This is a genomic window from Streptomyces sp. NPDC085944 (genome assembly GCF_040686295.1).
In the GTDB taxonomy this organism is placed as follows: Bacteria; Actinomycetota; Actinomycetes; order Streptomycetales; family Streptomycetaceae; genus Streptomyces; species Streptomyces salinarius.
Genome location: NZ_JBFBJX010000043.1, coordinates 1 through 14,160, shown reverse-complemented (window position 1 = coordinate 14,160; position 14,160 = coordinate 1). Strand labels below are relative to the sequence as shown.

The window sequence follows — 14,160 nt, the reverse complement described above, 5'->3', positions numbered from 1 at the left end:
TCATGTACACGCCATGACACGAGGGCGAAACCGCCCCATCACCCACGAACGGGCGACACCACATCATCAGGAACGGGACTTAACGCCCTCTGAGGGCATGGTCAGCACTTCCCTTCGTTGGTGAGTTCGTCGCGTAGGGCTTCGCGTGCGGTTTCTCGGTTGAGCTGGAGGTCCCGGGCGATGGTGGCGGCGAGGGCGGATTCGCCGGGGGTGTGGCCGTGTCCGGCGTACTGCCAGTCGGTGAGGACGAGGACGGTGTCCGGCTCGCGGTCGTCCAGGGCGAGGGCGGTGTGTTCCTGGGCGGCGCGGTAGTCGGCGCGTGTCTGGCGCAGGGCCCCGAGGGTGGTGGAGTAGCGGCGGGACTTGGAGGAGAAGTGGCCGCGGAAGCCGAGCATGTGAGCCCAGGCCCACAGCCGTCGGTCCGGGTAGAGGCGGTCCAGGTCGCGGCATGCGGTGATGAGTCGGCGGGTGTGGTCTGGGACCTGGTGGCGGTCGAGTTCCGCGAGTTCGCCGATACGGCGGTCAAGCGTGCCGGTGTTCTCGGCGGCTTTGGTGGAGTACTTGGCGACGTACGAGGCGACGGCCTGTTCGGTGATGTCGGAGCCATCGCCGAACGCCTTCACCGGGCGCACGTCGAGCTGTGTGCCCCAGCGGAAGGACCGGGCCGGTTGGTCCCCGGCGGCCGGGACGGACACGGACGTGTAGGGGTGCGCGGCAGCAGCATGGATGGCGTCTGCGAGGAGGCCGACCGTTGCCCAGGCAGGCGGAGGCGTTCCGGGTCCGTCCGGTCCGTCGAGCCGGATCACAGCATGGAAGTGCAAGGCACCGCGCTTCTGAAACTCGGCAACCTTGCCGTAGGAGACACGGACGCGGTCGGCGAGTTCGCGGCGGGTGAGGCCGGCGCGGGCGGCGAGTTCGCGGCGCAAGCGTGTGGTGAAGCGCTGCCAGAGCTGTCCGGCGTGGTTGTTGAACAGGACGGCGCCCGCGTAGTCATACGTCGTCGGGTCGAGGGCGGTGCCCAGTTCCGGGGCGTCCGGGGCGTGCTGGGTGCCGCAGCGGCAGGTGCCGCGGTCGGGCCGGTTGTGGACTGGGCCGAAAGAGGGGGCGGTGAGCGTGGCGAACACGCGCGGGTGATCCCGGACCGTGGCGGGGACGTCTCGGCGGTCGTCTCCGGCCAGGCCCGCGCGGATGATGCGGTAGGTGTCACCCGCGTAAGTCCAGGCGCAGGAGGGGCAGCGGGAGGCGCGGCGGTTGCCGCAGGCGAGGCGGAGGCGTCCGCCGGGCTCAACAGCGGTGGTGTAGTGGTGCAGGGTCTCGCCGGTGGTCTTGTCCTTGTGGAGGGTCCAGCCGGTGAGGTGGATGGGGTCGGAGCAGCCGCCGGTGCGGCGGATCTGGTCTTCCCAGCGGGTGTAGTCGGGGGCCGAGGCGACGCGGAGGAGGTCGCCGAGGGTGGTCGGGTCGAGCAGCGGGGCGTGCGCGGTCGGGGCGCGGTGCGCCATGCTGGGTGCTTCCTTCCGGTTGTGAGATCGGTTGGGGGCGGCGCCCGGGCGGCGGATGCTTGGCGGTATCGAGGCCGCCCGGGGGCCGGTCAGCGTCGTTTGGCGTCGGCGTGGATGAGAGAGCGGATCACCAGGGCGCAGACGGCGACCGAGGCGCCGGTGATGGCGACGGCCAGGAGCATCGAGACGAGAACGGCGCCGACGACCAGGACGACGGCCGTTCCGCCGCCGACGAGGGCGAGGGCGGTGCCGGGGGTGAGCTGCACCGTGGGCCGGGACGGCGCGGCAGCGACCGGAGCAGGAGGCGGGACCTGCGCACTCGGCACGACGGCGGTCGGCTCCACGACTACGGGCGGCGTGAGGTGGCCGGCGGGCGTGGGGTTGGTCGGGATCTTCGGGCGGAGCATCGGTGTTCTCCCTTCAGGTTGTGCTACTTGACGAAGCCGTTGACGACGGGGGCCAGCACGCTGTCGGCGATGAGGAAGCCGCCGAGGAGGAGTACGGCGATGAGCCACCAGGGCGGGCGGATGAGCTTGACGCCGAGGTAGCCGACAGCGAGGAGTGCGAGCCAGAGCGGGACGTCCATCGGGTGGCCTCCTAGCTGACGCGGCAGCGGTGGGTGCGGGCGGCGAGCTGTGCGGCGGACTGGCTGGAGTAGTCGGCGGACCAGCCGCAGCGGTCGTTGGTGCACACGGCGGCGTGTTTGGTCTGGCCTCGGCGGTCGCGGTGGGTGCCGATCTGCACGGGGCCGATCCGCATGACGGAGTGGAAGAAGTCGCGGGCAGGCATGTAGGCCGGTCTCCTCTCGGGTGACGGTCGGGTCAGGTGAGTTGGGCGGCGATGGCATCGGCGAGATGCGGTGGGACGCCGAGGCGGGCGCGGAGGGTGTCGGTGTCGATCGGGGCGCCGGTTCGGGCGTGGTGGTCGTCGGCGACTTTGCGAGCGTGGTCTACGAGCGCGGCCGGGACCGGCACAGCCGTGGGCCGAGCAGGGGCTTCCTCGATCTGCGGGGCGACGGGGGGTTCAGGCGCCGGGCCCGGCTCAGCGGCGGCCGTTTCGGGCACGGGGTCCGGAGCCGGGGCGGAGGGTGCCGGCGGAGCCGGGGAGGGGTCCACGGGTGAGTGGGCGAGGAGGGTGCCGCCCATGAAGGCCAGGGCGGGCCAGGCCGCCACGAGGATGCGCAGCCAAGGCGGGACGTCGCCCAGGTCGAGGAGCCCGGCAGTGGCGACGTTGGCACCGAGCGAGGCGACCAGGGCGATGACGAACCAGCACCAGGCCAGCCGGGACGGCCCGTCGGCACGCAGCCGTCGCCAGGCCGCGACCAGGAGCAGATCGACCGAGACGGGATAGGCCCAGGCCTTCCAGCCGGTCTGTCCGGCAGCGGCGGCGAGGTCGTGCAGGTGGGCGAAGGACAGCGCCCCGGCAATGACGGCCTGAACGAGTACGGCGTCGATACGGAGAGCGGGGCGGGCCATCACGGCTCCTTCCTGTGATCAGGCATGGCGGGAGTAGGGACCCGGCGCGAAGGACGGTCGCGCCGACCGTGGGAGGGGGAAGAAGTCAGGCGGTGGCGTGCGCTGTCTTCGACAGCGACACGCGGGCCGAGGGCAGCGGAGCAACCGCGGGCCGGAAGGGCGCGAGGGCAGGCAGCTCGGGGGTGCGGTCGGCGTGCTTGTTGCAGACGTTCACGGCCTGGCGCAGCGTGGTGTGCGGGGCGCGGATGCGGTGCCAGCCGCCGGTGGAGTCCCCGGCGATGGCGATGCCGCGTGTCTCGGCGGGAATCTGGATGGCGGCGAGGACGGCGTCCGGGGCGATGTCGCCGAAGGCCATGTTCGCGGACGTCTCGTCGTTGACGCGGTGGGCGGTGCGGCCGGTGAGCTGGGCGCGGAGCATGGTGATTCCCTTGCCGAGTTCGGAGCCGAAGCGCTGCCCGCAGATCTCCAGGTAGACGCCGGCCGCGCGGCCGAGCTGGGCGAGGAGGACCAGGGCGGTGATGATCCGGTCCCGGCGCTTCTCTTCCTCCTTGCTGGCGAAGAGAGCGAGTTCGGCGACCTCGTCGACCAGGACGACGACCGGCACTGGCCGCAGGTCCGCGGGCAGGTCCCAGATGTCGGCAGCGATCTCCGCATCCGGCACGGCGACGCTGATCCGCTGTTCGGCGCGGATGAGCTGGTAGACGTCCTGCATGTGGGACACCAGCGCCTCCAGCAGTTCCAGCGCGGTGTCCGGGTTGTCGGCGAGCGCGGAGAACCGGCGGGCCAGCGGGAACAGCTCGACCCCTTGCTTGCAGTCGATGCCGACCAGCGCGACGTGGTGCGGGGCGAGCCCGGCGACGAGGTTGCGTTGATAGACGGACTTGCCGGACTCCGTGGCGCCGAGGGTCAGACCGTGCGGGACGGCGCGGTAGTCGCGGTAGTGCACCGAGCCGTCCTCCCGCAGCGCGACAGGGACACGCATCAGCCGGGTATCGGTCTTGGCCGGCATCTGCACCCGCTTGAGTACGTCGTAGCCGGTCATCCGGATCTCGACCACACCGGAGCGCAGCTCACGGGAGGTGACGCCGTACATCGCGAACGAGTGGCGCAGCCGGTCCGAGGCGGCGGCGACGTCGAAGGCGTCCTGTCCCGGGCGGAGTTTGAGCCGCAGGACCAGACCGGTGTGGGTGGGCCGCAGCCGCAGGATGCGCGGCGCGCGGGATTCCGGCGCCGGGCGGTTGGTCATCCGGGCCAGCATGAGGCGCCAGCGCGAGGGCGGGACCGTCAGCCCGCAGGCCTCCATGACGGAGGCGTAGCGGACCAGGACGCGCACGACAGCGAAGGTGACCCCGAAGGTCATCCAGTACCAGGCGGGACGCCGCCACCGCAGGAGACCCGCAGCGGCGACGACCACCAGCAGTAAGACCGTCGGCCACGTCATGGCTCAGGCCGCCTTCGAGCCCGTGCCCGTGGTGGCCAGCGAGGTGACGGCGACCGCGCGGAAGGCGATGCCGTGCCGCTTCTGGCCGTTGAACTCGTTCTCCCACGGCCGGGCGACCAGCCCCGTGAGCGCGGCCGGGGTGCCCATGGTCAGGTCACCGGAAATGCCGGTCTCCGGGACGGTGACGGACAGGATCTCGACTTCGTCGTTGGCCGCGAACATCACGTCCACGGTCATCAGCTTCGCGCCGGTCTCGGCGTCGGTGGCGATCTCGCCGGTACGGCGGTCACGCACCTTGGGCTGCGGGGTCTTGGCGACCATCACGGTCGCGGCGGAGGTGTCGACGGGGATCTGACGCACAGCAGAACACTCCTCTACAGATGCCGAACTCCTTCACTCATGTATATGAGTGACATGAAGAAGAGTGCATCACTCCTGTACATGAGTCAACCCGCCGCGACATCGAAGTCACGACGGGTTGCAGGAACTTGAGCGGGCGTCAGTCGGCGGCAGGGATCCGATACTCGAAAACGAACTGGTCAGCAGCCATGAGCGTGTCGCAGACCTCCACCACGACCCCGGCCGTCGTACGGGCCTCACGAATCAGATGAACCACCGGCGCACCCGGACTCAACGCCAGCTCCGAGGCTTCCGCCTTGGAGGCCGGCCGCGCTTGCAGCGTCTCGACGAACTCCGCGAACTCATGCCCGTGGTCTTCGAGACGGGCGTAGATGCCACCCCCGCCAGGGTTCTCGGCGAACAGCTCCGGGATGTCCTTCACGACGTCCCACGGGAGGTAGGAGGAGGCGGTCTCCACCGGGGTGCCGTTGCGGAAGTAGAGCCGCCGCCGAGCCAGCACCTGAGTGCCGGCGGGAACGCCGAGCCGCTGAGCAGCATCCGCGGGAGCCTCGATGGGCCCGATGTAGAGGACGCTCACCTTGGCCGTGGCACCGGACTGCGCCGACTCCGCGAGGTAAGCGGCCTTGCCGCCCTGGCGGAGCGAGCGCCGGAAGCGATCGGAGGAACGGTGCCGCACCGGCGGCCGGTCCTTCACGATCGACCCCTTGCCGTGCCGGGTCTCGACGAGCCCACTCGCCCGCACCTCGACCATGGCCTTGCGGATCGTGCCACCGGACACGCCATAGCGGTCCACCAGCTCCGACTCACTCGGCACCATGTCACCAGGCTTGAGCACACCCGCCCGGATCTGCTGCACGATCTCGTCCGCGATCTGCACGTACCGAGGCCCGGACCTGCCCCCCTCTACCGCAGTTCCCATAGTCCTTCTCTGCCTCCTATGCTCCTGTACATGAGTCAACCACAGGAAGCAACGTCGACGCCCCTGCACTCCGTGTCCGTAGCCGGAGTCGTCGTGCGCGAAGACGGCCGCCTCCTGGCCATCCGCCGAGCCGACAACGGCACCTGGGAACTCCCCGGCGGGGTACTCGAACTCAACGAGACCCCAGAGGCCGGCGTAGCCCGCGAAGTCTGGGAAGAGACCGGCATCCACGTCGAGGTCGACGAACTCACCGGCGTCTACAAGAACACCACCCGAGGCATCGTCGCCCTGGTCTTCCGCTGCAAGCCCTCCGGCGGCACCGAACGCACCTCAAGCGAGTCCACAGCCGTCTCCTGGCTCACACCCGACGAGGTCAGCGACCGCATGGCCGAGGTCTACGCCATCCGCCTCCTGGACGCCCTGGACGGCAACGGCCCCCACGTACGAAGCCACGACGGCAAGCACCTCATCCCAGCGGGATAAGACTTTCCCTACTTCATCAAGGCCCGCGCACGGCGCGGGCGCGCGCCGCCTCTACGGCGCGGCCCGCCTCCTGTCTTCGCCCCGGCTGGCCGCGCCCGGCGGCGCGCTCGGCGGCTGCGGGCATGAAGTGGGGAGAACCCCTCTGTGGCTGGGGCGGTCGGCTCCGCGGCTTTAGGCAGCCACTTTGGGGCGAGCCTCTAAGATCATGGCCCCAACGTCGTGCTTTAGCCGGCAGGTCCACAGACTGCCCGACGCGCCGGAAGCTTACGGAGCCGTGATCACTCGCCCCAAAGCAGCTCCAGCCCAAAGCCGCTGCGCCGACCTGGCGGGTCAGCCCGGCGATCCCTCGCCTTCTGCCAAGGGCCACTCCCGCGTTCCCCACCGGATTTCGTCAAATAGCGAATCAAACTCTTTGTCGCTGGATACTGAGAATGTCGCGTGAATGTCGAGCAATCTCCATGCCGCCCAAGTTACCGAGTCCTGCATGTCTCTCAGAAAGTTACCCTCGCTGAGCTTGCGAACTTCACCGCCGTGGGCGACGGTACTTCTCACCGAATAGAATTCTTCATGCTCTTTCGCGCGCCTTGACCTCGTTCCGGGGTCTGGTTCAAGCAAGGCGTACCGCTCTTTCATGGCTCGTCCAGGGAGAGCAGATTTTGATCCCAGGAGAGCATCCAGCGCTACGCCCGCCGCCAGTGCTGCATCGTCCTGGGCTGAAGCCCAATAACTCTCAGCGAACCAGCGGGCGGCGACATGCAGGCGACGCAGGAAGCTGTTCTCTTGCGTGAGGCATGTCTCGACGGCGACACGAAGTGAATCGTCCGCTAGTAGTTCTTTCAGAGGGATTGGATCTTCTCCGCGCCACTGGACGCCACCGTTGTTTCCAATTGCATCTATCACCAGTGGGTTGGAGTAAAGTTCCGCATGGTCGCCCGACTCCCTGAGGCTGGTCTCGACAGCCTTCCGATCCAGTGTGATCCCTCTGATTCCTGGGCGATTCGTGTCCCCTCTGAGGGACCACAGGCGACGATCGCTCTTATTCGTGACGAGCATCATCGCCAAGTCCACCAAGGCCTGAAAATTCCTCGCCGCTTGGCGGCGCGCCTTACCTCGTTGTCCCGGAACGAGCGCGGCAAATCCGATTCGCGGCTCCCTGTGTTTGAGGTCGCCCACGTAGGCCGCTATTCTATTTCTATGCGCTGCCCCTCGGCCTCCCAGGTTCTGAACCGCATCAACAAATGCGTCATCTAGGAGACCGATTACATTCTTCTTTCCCATCCTTGCTGGATCCCCGGTCCATGCAATGTTGGAAACCGGGAAGATGACGACGGATGGTTCTGTGTAGAGGATGCGCGCTAGAAGTCGCCTCGCCCTATCTTCCGGTCCTTCCGATCCGTAGACAAAGGCAATGAGTGTCGCTAGGTACCCCCAAAGCTCTTCCAGGCTCCACCGGTCGCGCACCTGTGACTGTTTAGAGAGTAATGCGTGAAGCTCTTCCAGTTTCTCAACGCCTGCTTTAGATAGACGAACAGACCCGTTCGGCGAGGAGATGGCAGCGTTCTCAGAGTGTCGGTACGATTCGCTGCACCAGCCATAGTCCCAGGGTTTTGGGTTATCTGAGGATGCGGCGGCGGCAGCAGCCGTCAAAACTAGTTCTGTTGCCTTGGTGTGAACTTTGTCCATGGCGGTAGTCTGGCAGTTCTGGATCCCGCAATCAGCCGATTTAAGGAAAGATGTCGCTACCGAAGGGCGGGCCGCCGCGTCAGCCCTCTGGGCCGTCCCTGGGCCGTGCGAGGTCGACCAACGCTGACAGTCGGCACCCACGGGTGACCGCCCCCACCCCGCTCCGGCCTGGGCCACCGGAGTCGATCTGCGACACTGGATACATCATTCCCAAGCCCGGAGAACTGAGCTGAGGTGCACTGATCCGTGCATCGGGTGAGTGTCTATTGCGTCACAACGCCAACGAATAACGGCGGACGTCTGCGGACCATCAGCGCAGGTGAGAGGCCCACCAGCCCCAAGGCAGAGGCCTCACCCAAGTTGCTTCGGGACTCTGCTCACGTCAGCACAGTTCACCCGGCTCGTATCTCGTGACGTTCTTGGCCTCCGCGTTCCAGACCCACACTGCCGATTCGCGCCAGAGCCGCGGATAGTCGTCACACTCGATCGCGTGGGGAGACACCGGGCCGGGCTCTTCCAGGCCGGTGACGCCGTCTATCCACCTGCCCGTTCCCACTCTCGACGGCCGCCATTCGGCATTCGCGACGATGATCGCCTGGACACTGCCGACAGCGTGGCTCCCGGCCGGCAGGGGCAACCTCCACTCTCGCTCGTGAAGCCAAGACGAGTCCTTCTCGGTCCGGACGGCCCAGTGGCCCAACTTGGCCTTGACGAAAGCCTCGTGAACATCGGTCGGCACGTATGCCACCGCCCCGCCGCCTCGCCTATGCACCTTCTCCCTTGTCGTGACCACGCCCCACGGCTCGAAGCGTCCTGTCCGAATCAGGTGATCGAGGTGCTCGAAGGGGCACTCGGAGAAGCACAGGCAGGGCACGCCACTGGCCCCGGCGCCGGCGGCTTCCGCACCGAACGGCGCGAAGGCCCGGAACCGCTCTTCCCGAAGGATGACGTCCAGGCGCTCCTGCGGACTCGCGTCTCGTATGTCTTCAGGCACCCAGACGGGCCGGTCACCGTTGCGCCCGGTGAAGTGGTACAGGTACTCGCTCTGTGCAGGCCCTACCTGTCCGAGTGTCATCGCTGCCCCGCCCCCGGTACTCGTTGAGCCCGTCAGCGTAACCGGCCCACGGGCGAAGACGGCACAGCCGTACGTGTGCAGGCCGTCACGGGGTTCCGTTGAGAACTCTGTCGGCAGCCACAATCGGCGACATCCCTACGACGTGCCCGGCGGGTTGGTGACGGCTGATCGGAGCGGGCACGGCCGGCTGACGATGAGCTACGGATCAAGAGGCATAGGCGCTCTAGATCTCCCCGGGCACTGGTCCTAACCTTCGAGGTCGACCACCGAGGATTTGGGGGAATCGTGACAGACTTCCGCGCTGAGGCGATTGAGGCGTATGAGACGACACGTAGCAGTGATACCCGGGGCATCATCGCGGCCTTGTTGCACCTGGCTGAGACGATCGCCCCGGCGGACAGCGGCATTCCGAGGGGCGGCAGCTCGCCGAGTTGGCAGGCCGCGGCCCTCTCCTACCTCCAAGGCGGACAGCACCGAGCTAAGACCGTTGACCGGTTGGCCAGGTGGCTGACTGAGCAGGGCTTCGACGTGGACGATGACGCTGTCGGTCTCGGCATGTGGGAACTTGTCGAGGCGGGCCGCGTGAAGGCCAATACAACCGGTGCCCAGCCACTGTTCTCCGCCGTCCCCGATCGTCAGTGACTACATCACTCTCTCAAGAGCGAATACACCGAAACCATTGCGTGTCTAACTGCGTGACAACGGCGACACACAACCGCGAACACCCTTGGACGTCAGTGGACCATCAGCACAGGTGACAAGCAGAGCAGCTCAAGGACAGCGGGCGCCCTAAGTTGCTTCGGGACGAAGCAGTCGCGTGCCCACATCCCGCCACCCACAGCGCACCCAGCGGGGAGCTACTGCTCCAGTCTCAAGCCCTGCTCACTTTTTGGGTCGTTCCGCCGCACCTCACTGAGATTTTGGACAGGATACATCTCATGCGAAAGTGGGCAAAGAAGATCCTCTCCTGGGCAGCCCTGGCAGCTGCAGTCGTGGCATATGCACTACTTCTTTGGCGTGGACCGTGGTGGCTTGACGGCGCGCACATCCGCGACTCGGGCCTCCAGCCGGCCGACGGGGTGGTCATCACAGGCGTCCGCACTGCGCTCGTAGCGCTAGGAGCAGGCTTCGTCGCCGGGATAGGCCTGTACTACACCCGCCAGAGTCATCGTCATGCCGAAAAGCTCTATCTCCATAGTCAGGAACAGTTCGAGCACGCACGCAGGAAAGATCGAGAACAGGCGGAGCTGACGCGCGAGGGGCAGGTTACTGATCGATATGTGGAGGCGATCAAGTTGCTCAGCTCCGAGGATCTGACGCAACGCTTTGGGGGAATTTACGCCCTAGAACGCGTCATGCGGGATAGCGAGAAGGACTTTTCAACGGTAGTGAAGGTATTGGCTGCCTTCATTAGAATGCGCGCACCCCTACCGTCGACACCCAGCGAATCAGACGGTCCAGAGCTGGACACCCAGGCGGCACTTACTGTTCTTGCTCGCCGCCCACTGGTAAAGCATGTAGCGGTTGACCTCTCTCGAACGGACCTCAGGAAAGCGAATTTCAGTTTCGGAAATTTCGATGGATGCAATCTGAAAGGAGCCCGACTAGACGGGGCAAACTTGAACTATGCAAGCTTCAGGAAGGCGAATTTATCTGACGCGACTCTCGATAAAGCGAGCTGCACTCGCACTCAGTTCATCGAGACTTACTTGCATGTCAAGAGTATGATTGATGCCGATCTGACTTTCGCTTCAATGGAAGACCCGCCTATTCTGACCTCGAAGCTCTTTAAAGCACGGTTGAGTAAGTATACTAATGCTCCGTCGCAAATGCCTGAGGAATTTCAGCGAATGTGGGCAGAGCGAGCAGACGAATGCGATGCGGTATTGACGGTCGTGAACGAACCGGAGCCATGGCCCGGCACCATTCCCGATGACTAGTCGCACATTACCGTGTCACCAAGTACAGCTCAGCGTGCAGGCGTCCTTCCCGCTCTCGAATATGGAATCTCGCCGCAGGTCAGGACCAGAACGGTCCCCAGATGCCCTTCCCGAGTTAGGGCACGGGAGCTGTCGTCGCGGACCAGCCGCCGTGGCCTGGCCTGGTCGATGACACAAGCCAGTAGCCTGGCTGAGACTGGTGGGGGTGCAGCGAGGCACACGCGCGCCTGGTCGGTCGGCGCGCCCGCCGTCGTGGCTGACTGTCGTCGGCTGAGGTTCGTGCCACAACCGTGCCAGATACAGGGGGCAGCCACGGTCAACGCCGGTGCCCCGCGGTCGAGTAGCCGCCCGTTGCTCGGCCGGCGAACCCGCAGATCAGGCATGAGATCCCTCAGCCTCTCTCCGAAAGCGGTGATTTGGCTTGCAGCTACGTTCCTATGTCCGCCGCCAGTTGGAGGCATCTCCGCGACGATGTGCTCTGCGCTGGCAAGATGGGGCAATGGTTCGCAGGCCGTACCCCACGTACCGTGATCAGACATATCCCGCGACAGCGGCAGTATGGAGGGCCCTACGAGAGCTCCGCCCAGAACCGCCAGGGTACGCGAGCAAAGGCCCGCGCCAGAAGCTGTTCAGCGCAGCACTGGAACAGTCGGAGCAACTCTTCACTGCCGCTGCCTCGGTTGGACCGGCCTCCAGGCCCCTCGTACTCTTCTACGGCCTGAGCCAGGCGGGCAGGGCCATCGCAGCGTGTGCACCCGTCCCCGCCGACAGATACCGCCTGAACGGCCATGGAATCGCCGCCGCCCAGATGGACCAGCCAGACCTAGGCTCGGTCACCGTCAAAGACAAGGGCGCAGCCGGAACGCAGTCGTTCACTCAAGTTGCGGCGATGCTCGGATCACGATCACTGCCTGACGAAGCCCGTCTCGCGGACGTGTGGGCGTCCATCTTGGAAGTCAGTCTCTGGCCTTTGCAGTCGACAACGCGTCCGCAGCTCTCAGTCAGTAGAGAGCCGCATCACGGAGACGCGACCACCTTGCAGGCGATGGTGTCCGGCTTGCCTGGAAAGCTTCAAGATTACGCGAGTCCGCAGGACCGTGAGCAGGCTGTACGTGCATGGCTCGCCGATTATCCGTCGCTGACGGGGTACCGCTTCCGGTCGATTGGGGCCATCCCTGATAGCGGGCCAGATAGCTGGGATCCGGTGCAAGGCACGATCGGCTGCCGCCTGGTATGGGACGTGGCAGGTGGAGAGGAGGCCGCCAAGCGTAGGTTCGAGGACATCGCACCGTGGAAGGGGCGCAGCCTCTCAGACTCCACCCGAGTGATCCACACGGGATTCGGCGGTGACGACCGCGTACTCCACCCTCTGATGGCCTGGTGGGCGGTGCTCTACACGCTATCAATGCTTGCTCGCTACCAACCAGGCCAGTGGACTGCACAGATCGACGTGAACCGCAGCAAGGACGCTGTAGCGATCGAATACCTCTTGGACAGCGCCCTTGCCGCGGTGCCTGAGTTGATCCTGGCCGCCATAGACGAGGTGACGGCCTAGTTCCGGCCCCCGGATAGTGGCCGACACTGAGTGTCTAACTGCGTGACAACGCCAACGAACACCGGCGGACGACCACGAACGCCAGCGGACCATCCGCACAGGTGATAGCCACACCAGCCCAAGGCAGCACCCCCACCCAAGTTGCTTCGGGACGGAGCGGTCGAAGCGGCCGGAGGCAACCGCCTAGCTGCGAACACGCCTCAGCAGCGGTTTTCGGTCAACGCCCTGCATTGTCCAGCCCCTGCTATGGCATGGCCAGTACAGTCAATCGGTTCTGGCTCGCGCAACGACCCCAGCTAGGTCACACCGACCCGTACGAGCGCGCTATCCGCCAGCCGAAGGGGGAACCGTCTTATGTACGAAGAAGCAATCATGGCCGTGAGTACAGGAGCTGCCAGCGGAGTCCTCTCCTACCTGCTCCAAGGCCAGACCGACGCTTTGCGCACTCGGATCTCGGCTATCTTCCGTCGCGGTGGCAACCCTCAAGAGGAGGCCGCTGCCCTACAGGTACTGAACGAGCAGGTGGCAGCCCTGGCCCGGCATGAAATCACGCGGCGCACTGTCACAGACGCCTGGACCGAACTGCTTGCCGCCTTTCTCCGGGCTCACCCCGACGCCCGAGCCGACATCGAGGAACTCAAGACGACGGCACCGACGAAGACGGTCAACATCGGCTCCCAGCACAACCACGGTTCTGGGGCCTTCATCGGCAGTGACCACTACGGCGACATCAACATCAACACCCGAGACGGCCGATGACCACCGACGACGCGACGCTGCCAGAACAACGCCACGTCCAGATCAACTCCGGCGAGGGGGCCTTTGTCGGCCGTGACCACCACGGTGACATCAATATTCATCACGAGATCGACCCACAGACAAGGGTCACGCTCACGAAAATTGGGAGGATCGCGCCTGGACTGTCCCAGATGCTCGAACAGGCCCTGCGAGACGGCGTCATCTCTCCTGAAACGGCAAGCCAGCTCTCCTTGGCCGCCCGGAGTATCAACGAAGACGTCGCCGGCCAGATCTCGCGCGCTTCCCGGAGTATCAACGAAGACGTCGCTGGCCTACTCGGTCATGCAAGCAAGAGCATCAACGAAGACGTCGCCCACCAACTGCGTGTCGCCGCGGAACAGCTGTCCAGCGCCTCCAAGAAGCTCGACCTTGACAAGCTCGACCACATGGTCAGGCGCCTGGAAGGGCTTCTCGACCCCCAAGGCGGCAACAATCTGCACAGGGTTGCCACTCGGTTGGAGGGCAGTCTGAGCGAGCTCAGCGAGGCAACACACCGGGTCGGAAATCTGAAGGGACACAGCCCTCAGACGGGCAAGCTAGAGCAAGTGACCATGTCGCTCGCTGAGATTGCGAGGCGAGTAGAGGCAAGGGTTACCCCACCCCCTCCGGTGGTTCTGCCCGACTGGGAAGGGCGGTGGCGTTGGCTTGGCATTGGTGTCCTTCTTGGGATCGCCATATCGATCATGGTCGCGACCTACTCGTAGCGCTAAGGGCCGTGACGACCTCACTTGTGGTCTCGATCATGAGACCTAAGTCGCTGGGAGAAACCTGGGAGAAGATCTTCTCCCGGAGGCCCCCACACGGGCAGGGTCAAGCACTCCGCCGGATCGCCGCCGTCTCAGAAGCTGTTGTCTTTTCGATCTTGAGAGATGCGCGTCGAACGGGAGTCCCGATCGAGTGGTCGCGGGGCTCTGGGCGCATACGAACAGGGC

General features: G+C 65.5%; 16 protein-coding genes. 6 read left to right on the top strand and 10 right to left on the bottom strand.

The annotated features are described in order from the left end of the window. Positions 1-101: 101 nt before the first annotated feature. The 8 genes from repSA to AB0P07_RS36540 all read right to left on the bottom strand — a co-directional run bounded on the left by repSA (position 102) and on the right by AB0P07_RS36540 (position 5,694). Positions 102-1,499 (bottom strand): replication initiator protein RepSA, encoded by a 1,398-nt coding sequence (repSA, locus tag AB0P07_RS36575; RefSeq protein WP_365558700.1) that lies wholly within the window; start codon positions 1,497-1,499, stop codon positions 102-104. Positions 1,500-1,588: 89 nt separating this feature from the next. Continuing rightward, positions 1,589-1,906, bottom strand: coding sequence for a SpdD-like protein (locus AB0P07_RS36570; protein ID WP_365558698.1), 318 nt, complete (start codon positions 1,904-1,906; stop codon positions 1,589-1,591). 23 nt (positions 1,907-1,929) lie between these two features. After that, entirely contained in the window at positions 1,930-2,085 is a 156-nt protein-coding gene (locus tag AB0P07_RS36565; RefSeq protein WP_003950175.1) for a hypothetical protein, read from the bottom strand. An 11-nt stretch (positions 2,086-2,096) separates the two neighbouring features. Next, entirely contained in the window at positions 2,097-2,288 is a 192-nt protein-coding gene (locus AB0P07_RS36560) for a mobile element transfer protein (RefSeq protein WP_007388789.1), read from the bottom strand. Positions 2,289-2,320: 32 nt separating this feature from the next. Then, a complete protein-coding gene (locus AB0P07_RS36555; RefSeq protein ID WP_365558696.1) occupies positions 2,321-2,974 on the bottom strand; it encodes a DUF2637 domain-containing protein in 654 nt (217 codons plus the stop codon). 85 nt (positions 2,975-3,059) lie between these two features. Continuing rightward, positions 3,060-4,415 (bottom strand): FtsK/SpoIIIE domain-containing protein, encoded by a 1,356-nt coding sequence (locus AB0P07_RS36550; protein WP_365558693.1) that lies wholly within the window; start codon positions 4,413-4,415, stop codon positions 3,060-3,062. A 3-nt stretch (positions 4,416-4,418) separates the two neighbouring features. Then, entirely contained in the window at positions 4,419-4,775 is a 357-nt protein-coding gene (locus AB0P07_RS36545; RefSeq protein ID WP_003950171.1) for a hypothetical protein, read from the bottom strand. Positions 4,776-4,914: 139 nt separating this feature from the next. Next, the gene (locus AB0P07_RS36540) at positions 4,915-5,694 is read right to left on the bottom strand and encodes a GntR family transcriptional regulator (RefSeq protein ID WP_365558690.1); all 780 of its coding nucleotides are present in this window, start codon (positions 5,692-5,694) and stop codon (positions 4,915-4,917) included. Between the two features lie 18 nt (positions 5,695-5,712). On the opposite strand from AB0P07_RS36540, the gene AB0P07_RS36535 reads away from it, so the two are divergent. Next, positions 5,713-6,177 carry an NUDIX domain-containing protein gene (locus AB0P07_RS36535; RefSeq protein ID WP_003950169.1) on the top strand — a complete coding sequence of 155 codons (465 nt, stop codon included), beginning with the start codon at positions 5,713-5,715 and terminating at the stop codon, positions 6,175-6,177. A gap of 330 nt (positions 6,178-6,507) precedes the next feature. On the opposite strand, the gene AB0P07_RS36530 is transcribed toward AB0P07_RS36535, so the two are convergent. Both AB0P07_RS36530 and AB0P07_RS36525 read right to left on the bottom strand, forming a co-directional pair. Further along, positions 6,508-7,860 (bottom strand): hypothetical protein, encoded by a 1,353-nt coding sequence (locus tag AB0P07_RS36530; protein ID WP_365558687.1) that lies wholly within the window; start codon positions 7,858-7,860, stop codon positions 6,508-6,510. Between the two features lie 382 nt (positions 7,861-8,242). After that, entirely contained in the window at positions 8,243-8,935 is a 693-nt protein-coding gene (locus tag AB0P07_RS36525) for a hypothetical protein (protein ID WP_365558684.1), read from the bottom strand. A gap of 285 nt (positions 8,936-9,220) precedes the next feature. On the opposite strand from AB0P07_RS36525, the gene AB0P07_RS36520 reads away from it, so the two are divergent. The 5 genes from AB0P07_RS36520 to AB0P07_RS36500 all read left to right on the top strand — a co-directional run bounded on the left by AB0P07_RS36520 (position 9,221) and on the right by AB0P07_RS36500 (position 13,932). Then, positions 9,221-9,577, top strand: a complete 357-nt coding sequence (locus AB0P07_RS36520) for a hypothetical protein (RefSeq protein WP_365558682.1) — start codon at positions 9,221-9,223, stop codon at positions 9,575-9,577. Positions 9,578-9,873: 296 nt separating this feature from the next. Next, on the top strand, positions 9,874-10,875 hold the full coding sequence (locus tag AB0P07_RS36515) for a pentapeptide repeat-containing protein (protein ID WP_365558679.1): 1,002 nt from the start codon (positions 9,874-9,876) through the stop codon (positions 10,873-10,875). Between the two features lie 808 nt (positions 10,876-11,683). After that, a complete protein-coding gene (locus tag AB0P07_RS36510) occupies positions 11,684-12,430 on the top strand; it encodes a hypothetical protein (protein WP_365558676.1) in 747 nt (248 codons plus the stop codon). A 354-nt stretch (positions 12,431-12,784) separates the two neighbouring features. Beyond that, entirely contained in the window at positions 12,785-13,189 is a 405-nt protein-coding gene (locus AB0P07_RS36505; protein WP_365558675.1) for a hypothetical protein, read from the top strand. Next, positions 13,186-13,932, top strand: a complete 747-nt coding sequence (locus AB0P07_RS36500; RefSeq protein WP_365558672.1) for a hypothetical protein — start codon at positions 13,186-13,188, stop codon at positions 13,930-13,932. Before AB0P07_RS36505 ends, AB0P07_RS36500 begins: the two co-directional genes overlap by 4 nt. Positions 13,933-14,160: the final 228 nt, after the last annotated feature.